We start from the raw sequence: 17,568 nt of genomic DNA on the forward strand, positions 1-17,568 counted from the left end.
TATTATTTTGGTATCAAATCACAATACCAAAATCCATATTCATAAGGATCCGAAGCAGCAGTAGTACAGGAATCAGAGGTACTACTTTCTGTTTCGGGTCTTTCGTATTTACGATATACTGTATCGCCTATTTCAAATTCAATAGGCTTAGAAAAAATGGGGCCATCGAAAGTAAAGGTGTGAAATTCGCCATTTTCCCCGCAAACATCAACATCCTCTGGTAAATCTTCAATAAATTGATGATCGATTACTCTACCCACAAAACTTTGATCTAAATATTGTTCGTTTACGCAAACCACAATAGTTTTGAAACCTAAGTGGATAAACTCATGAATTAAATCATTCGTAGGTATTTTCCATAAAGGAAAAACACCCTGTAACTTTAAAATGGAAAGTTTACTTTCTCTATACAGACGTAAATCTTCTAAAAAAATATCACCAAAAATAGAGTGGGTAAGGCCTCTGTTTTGTAATTCTTTTAATTTAGTTGTCACTGCATTCTCATAGGCTTCCATGGTTGGCATTTCTGGAATTTCTATAATCTCTAATGGCAGTCCTATACTTTGGGCTTGTCTCCTTAGCAACTCAAGTCGCAAGCCATGCATCGATACTCTTTGATATTGTTTACTTATCGTAGTTAATAAACCTATGATTTCCAACTCTGGATTTTGTAGCGTTTTGAATAAAGCAAGAGCCGAATCTTTGCCGCTACTCCAATTAAATATAGCTTTTGATTTCAAATGATGGGTATTTTGATTGTAAACATACAAATTTAGCACCATTCGTAAAGCAAAGGTTTGTAACTTTGAATGCTACTAGTTATAGTAAAATGGTCCACATGAAATATTTTTTGCTTTTTTTAACTGCTTTTGTATTTGCGCAACCATCCCATTCGGTTGATTTTAAATCTGCTACTGCTGAACTACAGGTTTTTCCAGAAAACAAAAGTGTATCTGGGACCGTGACTTATGTAGTGGATATTCTTCACCCCATTGATACTATAAAAATTGATGCGCAATCTATGCAATTTTATGATGTAACTTTCAATGGAAAACCTATTCCGTCTTTTTCTAATGGTAAGCAATTGGTATTGATTCATCCTTTTTCAAAAGGAAATAACAAAATTCAGTTTTCCTATGAAGCTCGTCCTAAACAAGCCCTTTACTTTATAGGATCAGAAGCGAATGCAAATTTGCAAATTTGGACCCAAGGACAGGGAAAATATACCAGCCACTGGTTTCCAAGTTTTGATGATGTAAATGAAAAAGTCATCTTTAACCTTAAAATCCAATTCAAAAATGGGTATGACGTTATATCCAATGGGATTTTAAAAGAAAAAAAACAAAACAATACTTTCACCACATGGGAATATGCCATGACCAAACCCATGAGTTCCTATTTATTAATGTTGGCCATAGGAAAATATAAAAAGCAAATAGAGTATTCAAAGTCAAAAATCCCACTTGAATTATACCTAGAAACCAATGATACATCCAAGTTTGAACCTACGTTTAGAAATTCTAAACGAATGTTCGATTTTTTGGAAAAAGAAATTGGAGTTAAGTATCCATGGCGTATTTACAAACAAGTTCCCGTTCGTGATTTCTTGTATGCTGGGATGGAAAATACTACAGCAACTACTTTTTCCAATCGGTATGTTGTTGATTCCATTGGTTTTTTCGATCGAAATTATATAAATGTCAATGCCCATGAATTGGCACATCAATGGTTTGGTAATTTAATTACCGCAGAAAATAGCAAACATCATTGGCTACAAGAAGGTTTTGCTACATATTATGCGCTTTTGGCTGAAAAGGAATTGTATGGAGCAGATTACTTTTACAGCTATTTATACGATAAAGCACAAGAACTCAAATTTGCTTCTCGAAGCGATACCATTCCTTTGCTGCACCCAAAAGCAAGTTCGTTAACTTTTTATCAAAAAGGGGCTTGGGCTTTGTTTGTTTTACATGAAAAACTGGGTGATGCACAATTTAAGAAAGCCGTCAAGAAGTTTTTACAAAACAATGCCTTTCAAACAGTTTCAACCAAAGATTTTCTTGAAGAAATCGAAAAAGTTAGCGACTTTGATACGACAGCATTTACTAAAGTATGGCTTGAAGATTACCGCTTTAATGCCTTAGAAGCCAATACATTATTAATTAAAAATAAAAATACAGCTATACAGTTGCAATTGGACAAATTGAAACTCCAACCTTTTAGTGAAAAGAAAGACACCTTACTAAAACTAATGCAATCCGATGTCTATTTCAAAGTAAAAGAAAGTCTACTCAAACAGATTCGAAATGTAGCCTTTGAAGACTGTAAAGACATTATCGACGCTGCATTTTCTACTTCAGACACTTCCATTCGTCAAACCATCGCCTCATGGTTTACCATAATTCCTCCTTCTTTCCAGAATAAGTATGAAACGTTGTTACAAGAACCTTCCTATCAAACACAAGAGATTGCCTTGTTTAAATTATGGCAAAATTTTCCTAATGACCGTTTTCGTTATTTGGATCAAACTCAAAATTGGAAAGGGTTTAATGATTACAACTTAAGGATTTTATGGCTTGCCTTAGCGTTAAAAACGCCAAGTTATAGTAGTAATCCCGATTTACTATACCAAGAATTAATTGCCTATTCCACTCCAAAATACGAAGCATCAACCCGTCAAAATGCTTTGGAATACTTGGTAGCATTTCAAATAATCACACCCGATGTAGTAAAAAATTTAGTCAATGCAACTACGCATCATATGTGGCAATTTACCAAATATGGTAGAGATACAATTCGAAAACTACTTCAAAATCCTATTCACAGAACCCTTTTTGAGCAACTATTACCCAAGCTAAATGAAGTTGAACAACAACAACTCAACCGTCTACTGACAGAAATACAGTCTAAGTAAAAGACGAAATTGCTTCGCGAATTACTACCATAATTGACCTACTTCTTCTTTGATATATCCCAAAGCAGTGGTAGTAGGAGAGGACTTATCCAATAAGTCATTCAAAATCAATTCCCGCATTTGAAAGGCGTCTTCAATTGTTTCTTTTTTAGCAGCCATTCGGATCATTTGAATTGTGGCATTTTTGGCGGTTAAAATGATGGCCCAACAATCATCTGACATATAAATTTGTTGTGTCAAATTGTGTTCAAATTCTTGTTCGATATGAGCTATTAATAATTGCTCATAATCTGCTTTTTGATTTGAAATTGGAGAAATACGAAGCAGCAATTGATTCAAACTGATGCGCTCCAAGAACAAGGTCATTCTTTCGTAAGCTTGTAGTCGTAGTGGCAAAGCTGTTTTTTGAGCATCTTTATGTAACAAATAACTTCGTCGTTTGTTTTCGTTTTGAGTGTGTAAATTAAAAAATTGGTAAGCTACAACTCCTGTTATCAAAGCGGGTAAAGTATAACTGGCTAATTCTATAATTTTTGAGGCATCCATAGGTATTCTTTTTGATTGAGGGCAAAAATACATTTTTTTCGTTTGAAACACTTTTAATAAAATTGCTAAATCCAAATTCCCAAACTATTTTTGCTAAGATCAAAACCACCTAATCTATACGCTTCCATGGATATTTCCTTACTTGTTTTTCTCTGTTTAGCTGCATTTGCAGCAGGATTTATCGATGCTATAGTAGGAGGAGGCGGATTGATTCAAACTCCCATAGGCTTGATTTTACTGCCCAATTTACCTGTAGCTACGGTTATTGGTACGTTAAAAGTTCCCGCATTTAGCGGTACCTCATTTGCTGCCTTTCAATATCTCAAAAAAATAAATATAAATTGGAAATTATTAGGAATTATGATGGGATTGGCGTTTCCTTCTGCTTTTCTAGGCTCCACCTTATTAACCTATGTTAGTAATGATTTTATGAAACCATTACTTCTTGTTGTACTTTCTATGTTGGTAATTTACACCTATGTAAAGAAAAATTTCGGGCAACATTCCATAAAAAACATATCTCCAAGTCGACAAATTGTTAACGCTATCACCATTAGTTTTGTGATAGGTATGTATGATGGTTTTATTGGTCCAGGCACCGGAAGCTTTTTGGTAGTAGCTTTTATAGCAATTATGGGATTTGATTTTTTACATGCTTCTGCCCATGCTAAAATGGTCAACTTAGCCACAAATTTTGGTTCCATTTGTTTATTTATGTTGAAAGGAAAAATACTTTGGTCTATTGCTTTACCAATGGCTGTATGTAATTCTTTTGGAGGTTGGTTAGGCGCCAAACTAGCCATCAACAAAGGCAATGCTTTTATTCGTATTTTCTTTTTAATTGTAGTTGTGGGTACACTTATTCGTTTTGGCTATGATGTATTTTATAAGTGATACCGTCACCTTAACTATTTATTTGAGACAAAAAAAGGAGACTTTTGATCTCCTTGTTTATTAACTTATTTATCACATTCCGTTTTTTTAAATTTATATTTTACGTTTTCATAATCAATAGGCACACCTTTCTTGAAAAATGATTTACCCAAATAGGTTTCTATCTCGCCATTTCCAAGGACTAATTCTTCGCCTTTTTTGAGTAAAGCCATAGGGTTTTTAAAAGTCACTTTATCATTGGTTACCATTTTAAAGGAATAATCAACTAATAAAGTATCACCGTGGAATGTACCTTCAATTTCACCTTCTCTCGCAGGTCTATCAAACACTTTCATCACCATTGACCCCGTAATACTTCCATCTTTTAAGGTGTTAATTTTCAAATCAATTGTATCTTGTTCATACAAGGCTTGATAACACGCAGTAGCAACTGGTTTTTCTTCAGTTTTAACAGTTGGTTCTACTTCTTTTTTGCAACTTGCAGCAACGATACAGAGTCCGATAATAGACAGTATACTCAATTTTTTCATAGCTATTGTTTTTTTGTTCCTATTGTCAATATTCTTACTAAATTACAAAAAAAATAGGAATTTCTAAACATAGAATGAAGAAAAAGCATTTCATAACATCGTTAAGCTTTATTTTTTCATCAAAGTATCTAGAGTTAGCCCCAATATATCCTCTTGAATACTATCAATTTAAGAGGGTTGGATTTGTTTTTTAGGTTCCCTTTTCTTTTCCTTGCTAAATACCTATTTTTGTCGTTCTAAAATTCAAAAAATCATGCATCAATATATCGATCAACTCAACGAAGCACAACGTTTACCCGTACTTCAAAAAGATGGCCCAATGATAATAATTGCTGGCGCTGGGTCTGGAAAAACAAGAGTTTTAACCATTCGTATTGCTTATTTGATGCATCAAGGTGTAGATGCTTTTAATATATTGGCCTTGACCTTTACTAACAAAGCAGCACGTGAGATGAAAAATCGTATTGCACAGATTGTAGGATCTGGTGAAGCGAAAAACCTTTGGATGGGTACTTTTCACTCCGTTTTTGCTCGAATTTTAAGAGCCGAGTCACATCATTTGGGATATCCTTCCAATTTTAGTATTTATGATTCTCAAGATTCCGCACGATTAATTTCGGCCATCATCAAAGAAATGCAATTGGATCGGGATATTTATAAGCCCAAACAAGTTTTAGGACGAATTTCGAATTACAAGAATAGTTTAATTACAGTAAAAGCCTATTTCAATAATCCTGAATTGATGGAGGCTGATGCCATGTCTAAAAAACCTAGATTAGGTGACATTTACAAAGCTTATGTAGAACGCTGCTTTAAAGCAGGTGCGATGGATTTTGACGATTTGTTACTTAAAACCAATGAGTTATTAACTCGTTTTCCTGAAGTCTTAGCCAAATATCAAGATCGATTCCGTTATATACTCGTAGATGAGTACCAAGATACCAATCACTCACAATATTTAATTGTACGTGCCTTATCGGATCGTTTTCAAAACATTTGTGTAGTTGGTGATGATGCTCAAAGTATATATGCGTTTCGAGGAGCCAATATCAATAATATTTTGAATTTTCAAAAAGATTATGAGGGAGTTCAAACCTACCGATTAGAACAAAACTACCGCTCCACCCGAAACATAGTAGAAGCCGCCAATACCATTATAGACAAGAATAAAACCAAATTAGACAAAGTGGTTTGGACCGCCAATGATTCTGGTCCTAAGATAAAAGTGCACCGCAGTTTGACCGATGCTGAAGAAGGACGTTTTGTAGCTAGTACCATTTTTGAGCAAAAAATGCAACACCAATTACCTAATGGCGCATTTGCCATCCTGTATCGAACCAATGCTCAATCTAGAGCTATGGAAGATGCTTTAAGAAAACGAGATATTCCGTATCGTATTTTTGGTGGATTGTCCTTTTATCAACGTAAGGAAATTAAAGACGTTTTGGGTTACTTACGCTTGGTGATTAACCCTAAAGATGAAGAGGCTTTAATACGCGTTATCAATTACCCAGCAAGAGGAATAGGGGATACCACTGTTGAAAAATTGACTATTGCCGCTAATCACTACAAACGTTCTATTTGGGAAGTGATGCAAAATGTGGACAAAATAGACCTGAAACTTAATTCGGGGACCAAGAATAAAATTGCCGACTTTGTTACTATGATTCAAAGCTTTCAGGTTATCAATGAAAATCAGGATGCTTTTTACATAACCGATCATGTGGCCAAAAAAACAGGTTTGGTGCAAGAATTGAAAAAAGATGCCACACCAGAGGGAATGGCCAAAATTCAAAATATTGAAGAATTATTGAACGGTATCAAGGACTTTACTGAAGGGCAAAAAGAAATTGACGGTGCTCGAGGTGCACTTTCCGAATTTCTTGAAGATGTTGCCTTGGCTACAGATTTAGATAAAGACACTAGCGATGAAGACCGCGTTGCTTTAATGACTATCCATCTGGCCAAAGGACTAGAATTCCCACATGTATTTGTTGTTGGTATGGAAGAAGATTTGTTCCCTAGTGCTATGAGTATGAGTACTCGAAGTGAGCTAGAAGAAGAACGTCGTTTGTTTTACGTGGCTTTAACCCGTGCTGAACATCAAGCGTATCTAACTTATGCCCAATCTAGGTACCGTTGGGGCAAACTGACCGACAGTGAACCCTCACGATTTATAGAAGAAATTGACTCACAATACTTGGAATACTTGAGTGTTCAAGAAAGCAGTTATCGTTACAAGCCTCAAATTGATGCTGATATCTTTGGAGATATCGACAAGTCTAAACTTAGGTTATCCAAACCCGTTTCGAGTGTTCCGCCTAAATCAAGCGCATCGGGACCTCAAAATGGATCAGCAATCAGAAAGCTGAAACCTGTTGGAAATAATACAGTTTCTGGCTCTTCAAATTTATTTGATAACAGTTTACAAGTTGATCATGTTGTCCTTCATGAACGTTTTGGCAAAGGTCGTGTATTAGCCCTAGAAGGAGCTGGAGCAGACAAGAAAGCAGAAATACAATTTGAAGTAGGAGGTATTAAAAAACTCTTATTGCGTTTTGCCAAATTAGAAATCATTGGCTAATAATTAAGTATTTGTAATAGATTATCACTAAATTAGTAGTACCATTTTTCATAAAATTATTGTATCATGGCACAGTTTATTAAAATATACGAGGACAAACCCAGCGAGGCGGCCATAGCGAAAGTAGTCAAAGTACTTCAAAACGGCGGCTTGGTCATTTATCCTACAGATACCGTTTACGGGTTAGGCTGTGATATTACCAATTCAAGAGCATTAGAAAAAATAGCCAAGATAAAAGGGATCAAGTTAGAGAAAGCCAATTGGTCTTTTATTTGTCATGATTTAAGTAATTTATCGGATTATGTGCGGCAAATTGACACAGCCACTTTCAAAATATTAAAGCGAGCCTTACCAGGTCCTTATACTTTCATTTTACCTGGTAATAACAATCTGCCCAAAGAATTTAAAAAGAAAACAACTGTTGGTATTAGAGTTCCTGACAACTCTATTATTTTAGAACTGGTAAAACAACTGGGGAATCCTATAGTATCTACTTCTATACACGATGATGATGATGTAATAGAATACACAACTGATCCAGAACTAATATTTGAAAAATGGCAAAATTTAGTTGATGTGGTTATTGATGGCGGATATGGCGACAATCTAGCCTCAACAGTAATCGATTTGTCTGATTATGAACCAATTGTAGTAAGAGAAGGAAAAGGAAGTTTGGATATTTTATAAAAGTCACTCAAAGAAAGCTTAAAAAAACTTTTATATTAACATTTTTTATTTATATTTGATTACATAAACCGATTTTTTCCTATTAAAATCACAAACAATACAAGTTATTCTTGATCTATTTAATTGGTTATTAAAACAGTATTAGAATAACTCAAAAGCAGGCTTTAAGCCTGCTTTTTCTTTTACCTATAGTATTAAAATGGAATTTGTTGGCTCAAGCAATGTAGCGTTCCAAATCCCCAAATGAAATCAATAGCACTGATTCCGATAACTTCGCGATCAGGAAAACATTCCGATAGAATATTTAAAGCCACTCTGTCATTAGCATCATTAAAAGTAGGTACTAACACACAATTATTCAGAATCAAGAAATTAGCATAACTAGCTGGTAATCGCAAACCATCAAAGTCTATGCGTTTCGGCATAGGTAAGGTTACAATTACTGGAGTAGCTCCATTTTCTAACTTCGCATTTTGTAATCGCTTTAAATTATCTTGAAGAGGTTTGAAATTATTGTCTTCTGGATTGGTTTCAACAATAGTAACAATTGTATCTTCGTTTACAAAACGACATAAATCATCAATATGTCCGTGGGTATCATCTCCCTCTATGCCATCTCCCAGCCAAATCACATTGGTAACTCCCAAATATTCTTTAAAAACTGCTTCATAATCTTCTTTGGTAAAACCTTGATTTCTAACTTGAATATTTGGATGCATCAAACATTCTTCTGACGTTAACAAGGTACCTCGCCCGTTTACATCAATAGCACCGCCTTCCACAATTACGGGTTTTCCTTTGTACATTACTTGTGTTAAGGGCAACTGCAAATGCTCGGCAACCTTTTTTGGTACCTGTTTGTCTAAATTGATATTTTTATATTTTGCCCAACCATTGAAATTAAAATTTAAAGCTTCCAATTGATCACCCATTTTAACGATAATCGGCCCGGAATCACGCATCCAACTTCTGTTTGTTTTGAATACGATAAATGAAATTTTATCTAAATCCACAGTAGCCATTTCAAGCAATGCAGTGACTTTCTCTTTCAATTTTTCATCAGCCACAACCAAAAATACAGTTTCGTAGGCTGCTACTTTCTTAATAAATTCTACAAATGCCCATTGTATTGCTTCAAATTTTCCAGGCCAATCTTTTCCATTGTGAGGAAAACACAATAAAATTCCTTGTTGTTTTTCCCACTCTGCAGGAAATCGTCTAGAAGTCGTATTCATAAATAAATGTTATTAATAAAACATTGCAAATATAAGCATTCCTCTGATAAAGAAATCGGGTAACATGATGCATTATCTAAAATGGTTGTCAAGAAGAAAACCTTTTATAAACGTTTCATTAACATTTGAATATGTAACTAAGATTTTCAATCGATTAGTTTAAAGATTTAGTAATACTTTGATAATTATAAGTAAGTAATAGCCGATTAATTTTGAATAAAACTAAACATCTTATACCAATGATTAAAAACAACTTACTAATACTTCTTGCATTACTTATGCTGTATAGCTGCGAAAACACGAGCAACTCAGGAGGTACAGACGAAGAAATGATCTTAGAAAATCCAGCCACTTTCAAAGAAATTGGCGCTATCACTATTGGAAGCACTGGTGCTGCTGAAATTAGTGCTTATGATGAAAAAACAAAACGTTTATTTACGGTAAACAATAGTTCTATCAACAAAATTGACGTTATTGATCTATCGAACCCAACACAACCCATACTACTCTCAAGTATAGATTTAAGTAAATACAATGGAGCAGCTAATAGTTTAGCAGTTAGCAATGGAAAATTAGCTGTTGCCGTAGAATCAAAATTAAACAAACAAGACAATGGTAAAGTACTTGTATTTGACACTGCAAGTTACCTATTACTGAAAGAAGTATCAGTAGGAGCCTTGCCAGATATGATTACATTTTCTCCTAATTGGAAATACATAATTACCGCAAATGAAGGAGAGCCAAATGACACCTATACTCTTGATCCTGAAGGCTCAGTGTCTATTATTGATGTATCTAATGGCTATTCGGTAACCACACTTAATTTTGACGGATTCAACACTCAACTCACTGCTTTAAAATCAAGTGGTTTTCGAATTGCTAGCCCAACTAATGCTTTTAACACAGACATAGAACCTGAATACATAACCATTTCAAATGACTCAAAAACAGCCTGGGTCACTTTGCAAGAAAATAATGGAATTGCAAAGATTGATTTAGGGTCCAAAAAAATCACCAATATTTTCCCTTTAGGTTTTAAAGATTTTAATTTACCCTCTAATGCTATTGACATAAGTGATAAAGACGGAACTGTGGCCTTTACCAATTGGAAATTAAAAGGCATGTTTCAACCTGATGCGATTAGTTATTTTGAGATCAACTCAATTCCATACCTTGTAACCGCAAACGAAGGCGATGCTCGTGAATATAGTGCTTTTGTAGATGTTAGAAGAATTAATCATTCATCTGTCATTTTAGATCCTACAATTTTTCCCAATGCAGCAGCACTTAAAGCTGATATCAGTATGGGAAGACTTAATATAAATACCAAAATGGGCGATACAGATGGTGATGGCGATTTGGATGAATTAGTGAGTTTTGGTACGCGTTCTTATTCCATTTGGAATGGAAACACAGGTCAGTTGGTGTATGATAGTAAAAACGAATTGGATAAAAAAGCCTTTGAATTGGGACTTTATGATGATAATAGAAGTGACGACAAAGGTACCGAACCAGAAGCCGTATATGTTGCTACTATGGGAGAACAAAAAATTCTGTTTGTAGGCTTAGAAAGAGCCGATGCCATCCTGATATTCGACATAAGCAATCCAAATTATCCAATGTATCTACAAACCCTAAAAACTGGTGACGCCCCTGAAGGACTATTATTCATACCGGCAGATAAAAGTCCAACCAAACGTAGTTTATTAGTTGTAAGCAGTGAAGGGGATGGCTCTGTTAAGATTTACCAACCCGATTATTTGGATTAACTGCAGTAAAAATATTCCATAAAAAAAAGTTGCTAAGAACCATGATCTTAGCAACTTTTTTAGATTTTAATTGGTGTTAGTCAATTGCTCTTTTAGTAATATCCCCAAAAGCATCAATTCGGCGATCTCTGAAAAATGGCCAATTTTGGCGCACATTTTCTTGTAAATCTAAATCAACTTCGGCTATTAAAATTTCTTCTTTATCATGAGAAGCTTGTGCCAAGATTTCCCCTTGAGGGCCTGCAATAAATGAAGATCCCCAAAATTCAATACCCGCAGTACCTTCTATGTATTGTTCTAATCCAATTCGATTAGCAGCAGCAACATAAACACCATTAGCTACAGCATGTCCTTTCATCACATTCATCCAAGCCCCATGTTGGTTCACACCATATTGCTCTTTTTCTAAAGGATGCCATCCAATGGCTGTCGGATAAAACAGTACTTCTGCTCCTTGCAAGGCAGTTAAACGAGCTCCCTCAGGATACCATTGATCCCAACATATAAGTGTTCCTATTTTTCCTTTTTGAGTAGGGAAGGCCTTAAAACCAATATCTCCAGGAGTAAAGTAGAATTTTTCATAAAAATGAGGATCATCTGGAATGTGCATTTTACGATACAATCCTGCTTCTGAACCGTCTGTATCGATAATATAAGCACTATTGTGGTATATACCCGCCATACGCTTTTCAAAAAATGGCACTATAATAACAACTCCTAGTTCTTTAGCCAATGCACTAAAAGCCGTAAAAGAAGTACTATACAATGGTTCTGCTAACGCAAAATTATCCACATCTTCACTTTGACAAAAATAATGGCTACTATACAATTCCGGTAAAGAAATTACTTCGGCTCCTTTTGCAGCAGCCTCTCGAACCCATTTAAGACATTTTTTTAAGTTATTTTCAGCAACATCATTAAGATTGAGTTGAATAACCGCTATTTTATATTTTTTATTCGGCATGACAATTTGTTTTTAGAACCGCAAAATTAATCATTTTTTTAAAGAGGAAAAAGAATCCTGATCGAATGTAAGAGAATTAAACAAACTACTAATTATATCCTACTTAAATTCATTCAAAAAAAATGTGATTTTAACTTTTTTTACCTTGTTAATTTAAAATTATAATTATAATTTACAGATGTTAATAATTTAATAATTTTAGGTGTTGTTTTTTAGAAATTCCCAAATTTAACACTAACTCAAATATTAAATACCATGAAAAAAATTACTTAATTAATCTACTTTGTATTTTGATTCCCTTGATAGGAATGGCTCAAAAAGAGGATATTAAAAATGCTCAAATTGAATTGAATCAAAACAAAAATTTTGAAGCTGCTTTAAAAATACTCAATGAAATAGAGTACCGAATTACCAATGCAAAAATTGAAGATAAATCGGAATATTACTTTACCAAAGCAAAAGTATTTACTGAACTCGCCAATAAAAAAGTTGATGCTCCAAAAAATATGGCATCAGCTGTGGCTTGTTATAATGAATTAATTCTTCAAGAAGTGGATGCTGGAAATTTAAAATATGCTGCCGCAGCTCGTCAAGGAATTGTTGATCTAAAAAATTCATTAGAATCCATGGCTATTAAAAACAATAACACCTCAAAATATTCTGAAGCTGCAAATGAATTCTTCTACCTCTACGAAATGGATACAAAAGACACAATCCAACTTTATAATGCTGCAGCAAATTATCTAGAAAGTAAAGAATTTGAAAAAGCCATAAAAAGCTTTGAGCAATTAAAGAAGTTAAAATATACAGGAAAGGGAATGAATTATTTCGCTACAAACAAAATTACAAAAGTTGAAGAAACTTTCTATTCTATTAAAAATCGAGATTTAGCTATAACACAAGGTACACATGAAAAACCTATTAATAAAATTGGATTATCCAAAAAAGGGAAAATCTTGAAATATTTGGGTTATTTATATGTCGAAAAAGGAGATTTTATTAACGCAGAAAATAATTACAAAGCATATATTGAAGAAGATCCTAAAAATATTGAAGCATATCTTGATATCATCACCTTTAAAATGGAATTAAGAAAAGAAATTGCAAAAAGCATGTCGCTTCTAGGTACTACCGATCAGGAAATGAAAGAATATGACAAGTTGAACAACAAAAAAAATGAAATTATCAAATCTACTATTCCTTATTTAGAAAAAGCAATACTAATCGATCCTAATAATAAAGATGCTGCTAAACTTTTATTAAGCCTTTATCGTTCACAAGATATGATGGATAAATATGAAGCTCTAAAAGTCAAAGTTTAATTTTTTTTTATAAGTTTAACTAGCTAACTATCCAACAGATAGATCAAAAATCCCTGCATAAAGCAGGGATTTTTTTTTAAGATTAAGTTTAGCTTATACTGTGATTTCAGTAATTGCATTCCGTGAAATAATAGAATAAAGACCTGTTATAATATATAAAATAAAGATTGACTATGTAAATAACATTATAGATCCATCCTTGCATCTTTTAAGATTATTTTTATTTAAATTAACATTTTAACAATTAAAACAAAAATACACATATGTTATTAAATTTGATCATATTAGATAAAAAACTCAATAAATACAGTCAAATATGTGTGAAATTTTAACTTTTTGCTCATTGATTTTTCAATTTATAATTATATATTGTGCATTAAATTTTAATACTTATTTAACACAAAGACAAACTATCCAAGAATACAATTTAACCAAATCAATAAATACCATGAAAAAAAATTACTTTCTTACCCTACTTTTGTTAAGTATTTCTTTTTTAGGGACCGCACAAAAAGAGCAAATTAAAAACGCTCAGATAGAACTAAATCAAAATAAAAATGCAGAAGCGGCCTTGAAAATATTAAACGACATTGAGTATTTAATTACCAATGCCAAAATTGAAGAGAAATCAGAATATTACTTTACAAAAGCCAAGACCCATACCGAATTGGCCAACAAAAACATGGATGCCCCAAAAAATATGGCATCAGCTGTGGCTTGTTATAATGAATTAATTCTTCAAGAAGTGGATGCTGGAAATTTAAAATATGCTGCTGTTGCACGACAAAGTATCATTCAATTGAAACACGATTTAGAATCTAAAGCAATCGCAGATAATAATACTCAAAAATATTCCGAAGCTGCATATAAGTTTCAATATTTATACGAAATGGACCCTAAAGACACTGTCAATTTATACAATTCAGCTTCTAATTATTTGAATTCAAAAGAATACGATAAAGCTATTAAAAGTTTTGAATTATTAAAAAAGTTAAAGTACACAGGAAAAGGAATAAATTACTTCGCCACCAATAAAACAACAAAGCAAGAAGAAATTTTCACCACGGCACAAAACCGTGATTTAGGGGTAAAACAAGGCTCGCATGAAAAACCAAGAAACCAAGTTGCTCCTTCCAAAAAAGCTGAAATATTTAAGTATCTTGCTTATTTGTATGGGGAAAAAGGGGATGTTGTAAATGCAGAATTGAATTACAAAGCCATTATTGATGAAAACCCAAAAAATGTTGAAGCATATCTTGATATAGCCTACGTTAAAATGGAAATCCGAAAAGAAATTGTTAGAAAAATGTCTCTTTTAGGCACATCCAACGAAGACATGAAACAATATGATGCCTTAAATGCAAAAAAAGAAGAAATAGTTAAATCAGCCATTTCTTACTTAGAAAAAGCCATTAATATTGATCCCAACAATAAAGATGTTTCTAAATTATTATTAAACTTGTATCGTTCTCAAGATATGATGGACAAATATGAAGCTCTTAAAGCCAAAGGGTAAGAATAGAATTTTATTCTTCAAAAAAAAAGTTGTTCAAAATTGAACAACTTTTTTTTTAGATTATTTTTTTGATTACCCTTAAATTATGGGTATATTGTTGGGTCGTTTCATTAAATATTCCAGAATGATCAAGCTTATCAATTCGTACCTTACCACTAGCATGTATGATATAATGATCTTGTAAAATGATTCCAACATGTGTTATCCTTCCTTCTGCATTGTCAAAAAATGCCAAGTCGCCAGGTTGTGCCTCTTCTATAAAACTCAAAGTTTCGCCCTGTAGCGCTTGTTGAGAGGCATCACGAAGAAGTGCAATTCCATTAAGTTTGTACACCATCTGAGTAAAACCAGAACAATCTATACCAAAAGGGGTTTTCCCACCCCATAAATAAGGAGCATTTAAATACTTATAAGCAGTCTTAATCAAATTGTTTCTGTCCTTTAATCCACTTTCTTTTATCCCTTCAAATCCAAATTGACTGGTGTTGATTTCAGGATAATGTAAAAAAGACAAACTAGCCCCCAAAGTAATCGGTAATAACAAGTTATTCGGACCTGTTATGTATTCAACAAAATCGCCATTCAGAATAATTGTATCTTCTGAGAGATTTTTAAAATCTTGTTCAGATATTAATTGATATTGTTTTGAATCTACCCATCCTTCATACTTGTCAAACTGTACACGAATTTTAGACCATTGATTATGCGTGTCTATTATTTCAAAATGTTCGCCAAATAAAACTTGAGAGGTAATTTCACTTTTATCACTTGGTTCAAAACGGAGCGGTATAACGGCTAAATTGCAAATGCCAAACATTATTCTATAGTTATTTATGTATATAATTCAAGTGATTAAACTCTTTCTATCACAATAGCAGAAGCACCACCTCCGCCATTACAGATAGCTGCAGCTCCTATTTTTGCGTTGTTTTGATTTAAAACATTCAACAAGGTTACGATAATTCTAGCTCCAGAACAGCCAAGAGGATGACCAAGAGACACCGCACCACCATTCACATTTACTTTTTCATTATCCAAACCAAGAATTTTTGCATTAGCCAACCCTACCACTGAAAAAGCCTCGTTAAATTCAAAAAAATCAACGTCAGTCAATGACAAGTTGGCTTTAGCTAAGGCTTTAGGTAACGCTTTTGCAGGACTTGTAGTAAACCATTGAGGTTCTTGTTCCGCATCAGCATAACCTCTTATATAGGCCAATGGAGTTAACCCAAGAGCTTTAGCTTTATCTTCACTCATTAATACCATTGCAGCCGCACCATCATTTATGGTAGAAGCATTGGCAGCTGTTACAGTACCTTCTTTAGTAAATACAGGATTTAATGCTGGAATTTTATCTAAATTGACGTTTGTATATTCTTCATCTTGAGTCACAAGTATAGGTTCACCTTTTCTTTGTGGAACCGCAACAGGAACCACTTCGCTGGCAAATTTACCCGATTTCCATGCTTGAGCAGATCTTTGATACGATTGAATAGCGAAATGATCTTGTTCTTCACGTGAAATTTGATATTCTTTTGCACATAAATCGGCACTTACTCCCATGGCATTATTATCATAGGCATCAGTTAACCCGTCTTTCTGCATGCCATCAACAAGAGTAGTGGGGCCAAATTTTGTTGCAGTGCGAAGGTGTGTATAATGAGGTATTAAACTCATGTTTTCCATTCCACCAGCTATAACAATTTCTGCATCTCCACATTGAATGGCTTGTGCCGCAAACATCACGGCTTTCATTCCTGAAGCACAAACTTTATTGATTGTAGTACAGGCTACTTCTTTAGAAAGTCCAGCAAACAAGGACGCTTGACGAGCAGGTGCTTGTCCAACTCCGGCTTGTATAACATTACCCATAAATACTTCATCTACTAGGGCTGGATTAAGGTTGATTTTATCAATGGCTCCTTTTATAGCTGCAGCTCCTAATTTTGGAGCTGGAATAGTTGAAAGTGCTCCCATAAAACTCCCTATAGGGGTTCTAACAGCAGATACAATTACTACTTTTTTACTCATAATTTATATAATGGTTTGTTTTAAAGCAAATTTAACCTTTTTTGTTATTTTTTTGCTTTTAAATTTAATTTTATAAAAAAACAATCCTATAAAAAAAAAAATTACAACATATTGTACTGATTATGAAGACTTTTAAAAATAAAATAAAAAATTATTAAAAAAAAGCATCCAAAAAGTTGTAAGAACCGTAAAGATGCCTTAAATTTGCAACCGCAAAACGAGATAGTAATCTTGCTTTAGGAGAGGTGCCAGAGTGGTAATGGAGCAGATTGCTAATCTGTCGACGAGCAATCGTCGCCAGGGTTCGAGTCCCTGTCTCTCCGCTTTTGCAACTCGGGGTGTAGCGTAGCCCGGTTATCGCGCCTGCTTTGGGAGCAGGAGGCCGCAGGTTCGAATCCTGCCACCCCGACTACACTGGACGCATAGCTCAGCTGGATAGAGCACCTGCCTTCTAAGCAGGCGGTCGAAGGTTCGAATCCTTCTGCGTTCACAAATGGCTATAATTAGCTAAAAAACAAAGTGCACATAAAAGGCGTAAGGCCTGATTTTGTGCGCTTTTTTTGTTTTTTAACCTTT

The 17,568-nt window shown here is 34.0% G+C and carries 14 protein-coding genes and 3 tRNA genes; 10 read left to right on the forward strand and 7 right to left on the reverse strand.

Annotated features, from left to right (window positions below; genetic code table 11):
* Window positions 1-2 precede the first annotated feature (2 nt).
* Window positions 3-740, reverse strand: a complete 738-nt coding sequence (locus ACZIX2_RS10785; protein WP_463340095.1) for a Dph6-related ATP pyrophosphatase — start codon at window positions 738-740, stop codon at window positions 3-5.
* A 98-nt stretch (window positions 741-838) separates the two neighbouring features.
* On the opposite strand from ACZIX2_RS10785, the gene ACZIX2_RS10790 reads away from it, so the two are divergent.
* The gene (locus ACZIX2_RS10790) at window positions 839-2,914 is read left to right on the forward strand and encodes a M1 family metallopeptidase (protein ID WP_463340096.1); all 2,076 of its coding nucleotides are present in this window, start codon (window positions 839-841) and stop codon (window positions 2,912-2,914) included.
* A 24-nt stretch (window positions 2,915-2,938) separates the two neighbouring features.
* Here ACZIX2_RS10790 and ACZIX2_RS10795 read toward each other — a convergent pair whose 3' ends face one another.
* A complete protein-coding gene (locus ACZIX2_RS10795; RefSeq protein WP_463340097.1) occupies window positions 2,939-3,460 on the reverse strand; it encodes a DUF7935 family protein in 522 nt (173 codons plus the stop codon).
* Window positions 3,461-3,586: 126 nt separating this feature from the next.
* Between ACZIX2_RS10795 and ACZIX2_RS10800 the strand changes: the two genes are divergently transcribed.
* On the forward strand, window positions 3,587-4,354 hold the full coding sequence (locus tag ACZIX2_RS10800; protein WP_463340098.1) for a sulfite exporter TauE/SafE family protein: 768 nt from the start codon (window positions 3,587-3,589) through the stop codon (window positions 4,352-4,354).
* A 65-nt stretch (window positions 4,355-4,419) separates the two neighbouring features.
* On the opposite strand, the gene ACZIX2_RS10805 is transcribed toward ACZIX2_RS10800, so the two are convergent.
* Window positions 4,420-4,884, reverse strand: coding sequence for a hypothetical protein (locus ACZIX2_RS10805; protein WP_463340099.1), 465 nt, complete (start codon window positions 4,882-4,884; stop codon window positions 4,420-4,422).
* A 253-nt stretch (window positions 4,885-5,137) separates the two neighbouring features.
* Here ACZIX2_RS10805 and ACZIX2_RS10810 point away from each other — a divergent pair, with 253 nt between their 5' ends.
* A complete protein-coding gene (locus tag ACZIX2_RS10810) occupies window positions 5,138-7,468 on the forward strand; it encodes an ATP-dependent helicase (RefSeq protein ID WP_463340100.1) in 2,331 nt (776 codons plus the stop codon).
* Between the two features lie 66 nt (window positions 7,469-7,534).
* Window positions 7,535-8,155: an L-threonylcarbamoyladenylate synthase gene (locus ACZIX2_RS10815; protein WP_463340101.1), complete on the forward strand. Its 621-nt coding sequence runs from the start codon at window positions 7,535-7,537 to the stop codon at window positions 8,153-8,155.
* A 194-nt stretch (window positions 8,156-8,349) separates the two neighbouring features.
* Here the strand turns inward: ACZIX2_RS10815 and ACZIX2_RS10820 are convergent, their stop codons facing one another.
* Complete coding sequence (locus tag ACZIX2_RS10820; protein WP_463340102.1) at window positions 8,350-9,390, reverse strand: agmatine deiminase family protein; 1,041 nt, start codon at window positions 9,388-9,390, stop codon at window positions 8,350-8,352.
* Between the two features lie 239 nt (window positions 9,391-9,629).
* Here ACZIX2_RS10820 and ACZIX2_RS10825 point away from each other — a divergent pair, with 239 nt between their 5' ends.
* The gene (locus ACZIX2_RS10825; protein ID WP_463340103.1) at window positions 9,630-11,159 is read left to right on the forward strand and encodes a choice-of-anchor I family protein; all 1,530 of its coding nucleotides are present in this window, start codon (window positions 9,630-9,632) and stop codon (window positions 11,157-11,159) included.
* Between the two features lie 76 nt (window positions 11,160-11,235).
* Here the strand turns inward: ACZIX2_RS10825 and ACZIX2_RS10830 are convergent, their stop codons facing one another.
* Window positions 11,236-12,123 (reverse strand): carbon-nitrogen hydrolase, encoded by an 888-nt coding sequence (locus ACZIX2_RS10830; RefSeq protein WP_463340104.1) that lies wholly within the window; start codon window positions 12,121-12,123, stop codon window positions 11,236-11,238.
* A 308-nt stretch (window positions 12,124-12,431) separates the two neighbouring features.
* Here ACZIX2_RS10830 and ACZIX2_RS10835 point away from each other — a divergent pair, with 308 nt between their 5' ends.
* Together ACZIX2_RS10835 and ACZIX2_RS10840 are read left to right on the forward strand one after the other, a co-directional pair.
* Window positions 12,432-13,445, forward strand: a complete 1,014-nt coding sequence (locus tag ACZIX2_RS10835) for a tetratricopeptide repeat protein (RefSeq protein ID WP_463340105.1) — start codon at window positions 12,432-12,434, stop codon at window positions 13,443-13,445.
* Between the two features lie 448 nt (window positions 13,446-13,893).
* Window positions 13,894-14,961: a tetratricopeptide repeat protein gene (locus ACZIX2_RS10840; protein WP_463340106.1), complete on the forward strand. Its 1,068-nt coding sequence runs from the start codon at window positions 13,894-13,896 to the stop codon at window positions 14,959-14,961.
* A gap of 55 nt (window positions 14,962-15,016) precedes the next feature.
* Here the strand turns inward: ACZIX2_RS10840 and ACZIX2_RS10845 are convergent, their stop codons facing one another.
* Both ACZIX2_RS10845 and ACZIX2_RS10850 read right to left on the reverse strand, forming a co-directional pair.
* The gene (locus ACZIX2_RS10845; RefSeq protein WP_463340107.1) at window positions 15,017-15,778 is read right to left on the reverse strand and encodes a C40 family peptidase; all 762 of its coding nucleotides are present in this window, start codon (window positions 15,776-15,778) and stop codon (window positions 15,017-15,019) included.
* Between the two features lie 35 nt (window positions 15,779-15,813).
* Window positions 15,814-16,992 carry an acetyl-CoA C-acyltransferase gene (locus ACZIX2_RS10850; protein ID WP_463340108.1) on the reverse strand — a complete coding sequence of 393 codons (1,179 nt, stop codon included), beginning with the start codon at window positions 16,990-16,992 and terminating at the stop codon, window positions 15,814-15,816.
* A 239-nt stretch (window positions 16,993-17,231) separates the two neighbouring features.
* Between ACZIX2_RS10850 and ACZIX2_RS10855 the strand changes: the two genes are divergently transcribed.
* The 3 genes from ACZIX2_RS10855 to ACZIX2_RS10865 all read left to right on the forward strand — a co-directional run bounded on the left by ACZIX2_RS10855 (window position 17,232) and on the right by ACZIX2_RS10865 (window position 17,482).
* A tRNA-Ser gene (locus ACZIX2_RS10855) sits at window positions 17,232-17,315 on the forward strand.
* Window positions 17,316-17,326: 11 nt separating this feature from the next.
* A tRNA-Pro gene (locus ACZIX2_RS10860) sits at window positions 17,327-17,401 on the forward strand.
* 7 nt (window positions 17,402-17,408) lie between these two features.
* Window positions 17,409-17,482, forward strand: a tRNA-Arg gene (locus ACZIX2_RS10865).
* Window positions 17,483-17,568: the final 86 nt, after the last annotated feature.

The sequence above is a fragment of the Flavobacterium riviphilum genome (genome assembly GCF_055231795.1).

What these genes read in the sequence shown, in the direction of transcription:
- ACZIX2_RS10790 (WP_463340096.1), top strand. Translation starts at nt 839, where the DNA reads ATGAAATATTTTTTGCTTTTTTTAACTGCTTTTGTATTTGCGCAACCA.
- ACZIX2_RS10795 (WP_463340097.1), bottom strand. Translation starts at nt 3,460, where the DNA reads ATGGATGCCTCAAAAATTATAGAATTAGCCAGTTATACTTTACCCGCT.
- ACZIX2_RS10800 (WP_463340098.1), top strand. Translation starts at nt 3,587, where the DNA reads ATGGATATTTCCTTACTTGTTTTTCTCTGTTTAGCTGCATTTGCAGCA.
- ACZIX2_RS10805 (WP_463340099.1), bottom strand. Translation starts at nt 4,884, where the DNA reads ATGAAAAAATTGAGTATACTGTCTATTATCGGACTCTGTATCGTTGCT.
- ACZIX2_RS10810 (WP_463340100.1), top strand. Translation starts at nt 5,138, where the DNA reads ATGCATCAATATATCGATCAACTCAACGAAGCACAACGTTTACCCGTA.
- ACZIX2_RS10815 (WP_463340101.1), top strand. Translation starts at nt 7,535, where the DNA reads ATGGCACAGTTTATTAAAATATACGAGGACAAACCCAGCGAGGCGGCC.
- ACZIX2_RS10820 (WP_463340102.1), bottom strand. Translation starts at nt 9,390, where the DNA reads ATGAATACGACTTCTAGACGATTTCCTGCAGAGTGGGAAAAACAACAA.
- ACZIX2_RS10825 (WP_463340103.1), top strand. Translation starts at nt 9,630, where the DNA reads ATGATTAAAAACAACTTACTAATACTTCTTGCATTACTTATGCTGTAT.
- ACZIX2_RS10830 (WP_463340104.1), bottom strand. Translation starts at nt 12,123, where the DNA reads ATGCCGAATAAAAAATATAAAATAGCGGTTATTCAACTCAATCTTAAT.
- ACZIX2_RS10835 (WP_463340105.1), top strand. Translation starts at nt 12,432, where the DNA reads ATGGCTCAAAAAGAGGATATTAAAAATGCTCAAATTGAATTGAATCAA.
- ACZIX2_RS10840 (WP_463340106.1), top strand. Translation starts at nt 13,894, where the DNA reads ATGAAAAAAAATTACTTTCTTACCCTACTTTTGTTAAGTATTTCTTTT.
- ACZIX2_RS10845 (WP_463340107.1), bottom strand. Translation starts at nt 15,778, where the DNA reads ATGTTTGGCATTTGCAATTTAGCCGTTATACCGCTCCGTTTTGAACCA.
- ACZIX2_RS10850 (WP_463340108.1), bottom strand. Translation starts at nt 16,992, where the DNA reads ATGAGTAAAAAAGTAGTAATTGTATCTGCTGTTAGAACCCCTATAGGG.